The organism is Albidovulum sp., from assembly GCF_049646345.1.
In the GTDB taxonomy this organism is placed as follows: Bacteria; Pseudomonadota; Alphaproteobacteria; order Rhodobacterales; family Rhodobacteraceae; genus Albidovulum.
On record NZ_JBARVQ010000076.1, the window covers coordinates 1 to 4,033 of the forward strand.

The window sequence follows — 4,033 nt, forward strand, 5'->3', positions numbered from 1 at the left end:
GGCAAGGGGTGCGAGACATGTCTTGCGCCGGGGAACCCGGCGCTCAATTGGATCACACCCGGCTACAGAACCACCTCCCGGTCGATGGCCTTGCCCCAGGCCAGGATACGAAACCGCCTGTGATCGGGAATAAAATAGGGATCGTTTAGCACCAGATCGACCACCTCGTCATATGTCCCGGCCTCAACGATCCACATGCCTCCGACAAAGGGCGCATCCGGCACCGGACGCAATCCGCCTCCGACCAGAATCCGATCCGAATGTCGTTCCAGATAGTCGATATGCGCGGCACCAAACTCCCGGCGATGAACCAGCATCCCCGGCGTGTCGTCAAAAATCACAACCCATCTTGTCATCCTGTCCTTCCGGCCGCTTCCTACAGGTTACAGCGTTTCGCGTTTAACTTGAAACATCACTCATCACCTAACGCGTTGAAATTTTTGATTTCAGGCAGCGTTATGTGATTCAGGTTTAACGCGAAACGCTATAAGGGTTCGCAAAGCGCCCCATAGGGCCAGACCTGATCCTGCGATCGGGCCAGACGCGCAAGGAAAAGGGCGCGCCAAGCCGCGCGCCCTTCGACAATGATCAACTCGGGTTTCAGGCCTTGGCCTGTTCCACGGCCTTCGCCTCGACCGTCGCGGGGCCCGCGATTTCGATCCGGCGCGGCTTCAGCGCCTCGGGCACTTCACGGACAAGATCGACATGCAGCATACCATCGGCATGACTCGCGCCCGTGACCTTCACATGGTCGGCCAGCGCGAAACGGCGCTCAAAGGCGCGTGTCGCGATGCCGCGATGCAGATAGGTCTTGCCTTCATCCTCGGCCCCCTTGCGGGCCGACACCAGCAGGGCGCCTTCCTTCACCTCGACCGTCAGCTCATCGTCGGAAAAACCCGCGACGGCGATGGTGATGCGATAGGCATTCTCATCGGTCTTTTCGATATTGTAGGGCGGATAGGTCGGCTGCGGCGCATCGGCCGTCAGCACCCGGTCCATCAGATCGGCAATCCGGTCGAAACCGACGGTCGCGCGATAAAGCGGGGAAAAATCGTAGTTGCGCATGTCATCCTCCTTTGAGCGATGTCAAAGCCCACCGCCCGGATCCTCCGCAACGGCAAGCGGTTGGGTTGCGCGGGGCCCGGCTCCGGCACCCCGCAAAAATCAGATGTGCGGAACCTGTCGGAATTTCAAGGGGCCACTCAGGAACGCGCAAGCCGTTCCCGACGGGCGCCGCCGCTGTCAGGGTTTGACGAACTTCGCGCCGCCGCTACCGCCTGCGGTCACCAACCCGGCCGGCTTGATCTGCTGGAACCGCACCCGGTTCGCGGCAAAGGCCGTTTTCAACTCGGTCAGGGGTTGCGACATCACCGCGGCAAGGGCCACGCCTTTGCCATCCATTTCAGCCTTTGCCGAGACGACGGACACGATCCGGGGCACCCCGCCCGAAATCTGAAAGATCGGCGCGCCCGAGGCCCCGAAATCGACCGAGCAGGACAGAACCAATATACCCGGCTGGTGGCCCAGCACGCCGCATGTCTCCTCGATCGACGGCGCTTCGGAGCGGTCTTGCGCGTAGGAAACGATGCTGACCTCTTCACCGCGCTGCGGATCGGTCCCGATCGCGAAGGGGCTGATCGCGGGCAGCCGGATCGGGTGATCCAGCTCCAGCAGCGCCAGATCAAAGGCGACCCGGTCCATGCGCTCGCGCCCTTCATAGACATAATCGGGATGGGCCATGGCGCGTTTGACACCGCGATAGGCCGCCGCACGGCCATTGCGCCACCCTGCAAGGAACGTGATATCGGCGATATCAACCGCCTTGCCCGAGCGTTGATTGTAAAGGCAATGGGCGGCGGTCAGGACAAGGGTCGGGGCAATCAGCGTGCCGGTGCAAAACGACGAATCCGCAATATCGATGCGGCCGACGGCTTCCCAGCCCCGGGTTTCATCCGCAGTCTCAAGCGCCTTGAGGCCGGTCTCACCGGCAGTTGCGGCAAGCGGCATACATACCGCGATCAGCGCAGCCCAGAATCTCTGCATTCCGCCATCCCTTCACACACCCGATCTCTAGGCACAGGATAGGGCAAGATTATGGCCCCCGCGCAAGCCGTCCGGCGCAGCGCCGCACGAACTGTTGCATTGAATGACGGGTTTAACGCCCCAATGCCGCCGGACGGGGACCGCCGCTTGCCCAGTCGAGCAGTTCTACCGTGTGAACAACCGGCAGATCCGTGCCCGATCCGATCTGCATCATGCAGCCGATATTGCCCGCCGCGATCAGGTCGGGCTTGCGCGCCTCAAGCGTCTGCACCTTGCGCGCCTTCAATTCGGCCGAAATTTCGGGCTGCAGCAGGTTGTAGGTTCCGGCCGAACCGCAGCAAAGATGCGGGTCTGCGGGTTCCACCACCTCAAATCCTACGCCTTTCAGAAGCGCTTTCGGGGCGGAAGTCACCTTCTGGCCGTGTTGCAGGGAACAGGCTGCATGATAGGCGACTTTCAGGGATTCGGGCGCCCTGCCCTCAACACCAAGCCGGGTCAGAAGCTCGGTCACGTCGCAGGCCAGGTCCGCGATCCCGGCCGCATCCGCCGCCAGGGGCGAATTGCGGAACATATGGCCGTAATCCTTCACGGTCGTACCGCAGCCCGATGTGTTGATCACGATCGCATCGAGCCCCTCACCGTCCCTCTCGGCAATCCACGCGGCGATGTTCGCCGCCGCCGCGGCATGGGCTTCGTCCTCGCGCCCCATGTGATGGGTCAGCGCCCCGCAACAGCCCGCCCCCTTCGCCACAACCACGTCGCAACCCAAACGCCGCAAGAGGCGGATCGTCGCATCGTTGATATCGGTGTTCAGCGCCTTCTGCGCGCAGCCGGTCATCAGCGCCACCCGCATCCGCCGTTCCCCAGTCGCGGAAAAGATCTGCGGGTCATCATTGCGGCTGACCGGCGGCAGCCGTTTCGGCGCCATCGCTACCATCGCCCGCAGCCGCGCATCGGGCAGAAGTCCCGCGAAAGGCCGCGCCATCTTCGCCGCCAAAAGCGATAGCCGGAAGAGGCGCGGATTAGGGATAACCCGCGCCAGAACCCAACGCAGGGCCCGATCCATCAAGGGCCGCCGATAGGTCTTCTCGATATGGGCGCGGGCATGGTCGACCAGATGCATGTAATGCACACCCGAAGGACAGGTTGTCATGCAGGCAAGACACGAGAGGCAGCGGTCGATATGGCGCACGGTCTTCTCATCCGCCGGACGGTCGTTTTCCAGCATGTCCTTGATCAGATAGATACGGCCGCGCGGGCTGTCCAGCTCATCCCCCAGTACCTGATAGGTCGGACAGGTCGCGGTACAGAACCCGCAATGGACGCAAGATCGCAGGATCTCATTCGCCCTTTGAATGCCCGGATTCTGAAGCTGCTTTTCAGTGAACGTCGTCTGCATCAGCCCATCAGCCCCGGATTGAGAAATCCTTTCGGATCGAACCGCGCCTTCAGGTCTGCCGATATCCGCGCCAGCGCAGGCGGCTCGGGATGAAACGGCGCGATCCGGGCGCGGGTGTCTTGCGATGCGCGGATCAGGGTCGCATGGCCCCTGATGGGCCCGAGCCTTGCACGCACATCCTCACCCTCGGGCAGCAGCGCCCAGATCAGCCCTCCGCCCCAGTCCAGAAGATAGTCGCAGGCCAGCCGTGCGACGATGGCGGGCGCTTCAGAGGGTCGGACAGAGATCCGCCAGACATCCCCGCCCCGATCCGCGAAAGGCGCGACATCGGCCATGCGCCGCCAAAACGCCGCGGCCCGTGCTGGATCGGTTTCGATCCGGACCGGGCCATGCGGGGCCAGAAGCCCCTCCAGCCGGTCCGCCCGATACGCGACTGACGCCTCGAAACCCTCGATCCGAACCAGAACCCCCTCGCCCGGCAGAAAGGCCGCCCCGGTCACATCATGCGGTGAACCAAGTGCGGCCGACATCGCCGCAACCGCCGCAGTCGCCCCCTCGGCGCCCACGACCAGGGTCGCTACCGCCGTGGGT

4 protein-coding genes and 1 pseudogene are annotated in these 4,033 nt (G+C 63.2%); all 5 read right to left on the reverse strand.

From position 1 onward, the window contains the following. Positions 1-62: 62 nt before the first annotated feature. Positions 63-356 carry a YciI family protein gene (locus WBB85_RS01920; RefSeq protein ID WP_432636933.1) on the reverse strand — a complete coding sequence of 98 codons (294 nt, stop codon included), beginning with the start codon at positions 354-356 and terminating at the stop codon, positions 63-65. Positions 357-600: 244 nt separating this feature from the next. Further along, positions 601-1,065, reverse strand: coding sequence for an Hsp20 family protein (locus tag WBB85_RS01925; protein ID WP_432636934.1), 465 nt, complete (start codon positions 1,063-1,065; stop codon positions 601-603). A 177-nt stretch (positions 1,066-1,242) separates the two neighbouring features. Continuing rightward, positions 1,243-2,043 carry a trypsin-like serine peptidase gene (locus tag WBB85_RS01930; protein WP_432636935.1) on the reverse strand — a complete coding sequence of 267 codons (801 nt, stop codon included), beginning with the start codon at positions 2,041-2,043 and terminating at the stop codon, positions 1,243-1,245. 112 nt (positions 2,044-2,155) lie between these two features. Then, positions 2,156-3,442 (reverse strand): glycolate oxidase subunit GlcF, encoded by a 1,287-nt coding sequence (glcF, locus tag WBB85_RS01935; protein ID WP_432636936.1) that lies wholly within the window; start codon positions 3,440-3,442, stop codon positions 2,156-2,158. Beyond that, a pseudogene (locus WBB85_RS01940) lies at positions 3,442-4,033 on the reverse strand (glycolate oxidase subunit GlcE); the annotation flags it as partial. The pseudogene WBB85_RS01940 and the gene glcF, both read right to left, overlap by 1 nt.

Coding starts and splice junctions, on each gene's coding strand:
- WBB85_RS01930 (WP_432636935.1), bottom strand. CDS start 2,043: ATGCAGAGATTCTGGGCTGCGCTGATCGCGGTATGTATGCCGCTTGCC.
- WBB85_RS01925 (WP_432636934.1), bottom strand. CDS start 1,065: ATGCGCAACTACGATTTTTCCCCGCTTTATCGCGCGACCGTCGGTTTC.
- glcF (WP_432636936.1), bottom strand. CDS start 3,442: ATGCAGACGACGTTCACTGAAAAGCAGCTTCAGAATCCGGGCATTCAA.
- WBB85_RS01920 (WP_432636933.1), bottom strand. CDS start 356: ATGACAAGATGGGTTGTGATTTTTGACGACACGCCGGGGATGCTGGTT.